Genomic DNA, 206 nt, shown 5'->3' on the forward strand with positions numbered 1-206 from the left:
GACTGGGGTGAAGTCGTAACAAGGTAGCCGTATCGGAAGGTGCGGCTGGATCACCTCCTTTCTAAGGAAAAAGTAGAGAAAAGAAATGTGCTTCACTGTTGAGTTATCAAGGGAACTGAATAACGGTATTTCTGGTGCCGATGCGGTTGGGGGACACACCCGTTCCCATCCCGAACACGACGGTTAAGACCCAATCGGCCGATGGT

General features: G+C 51.0%; 2 rRNA genes. Both read left to right on the top strand.

Annotated features, from left to right (window positions below):
- Positions 1–61, top strand: a 16S ribosomal RNA gene (locus GPK88_RS17610); the annotation flags it as partial.
- A 69-nt stretch (positions 62–130) separates the two neighbouring features.
- Positions 131–206 (top strand): 5S ribosomal RNA (gene rrf / locus GPK88_RS19820); the annotation flags it as partial.

The organism is Blautia sp. MCC269 (assembly GCF_018785655.1).
GTDB lineage: Bacteria > Bacillota > Clostridia > Lachnospirales > Lachnospiraceae > Blautia_A.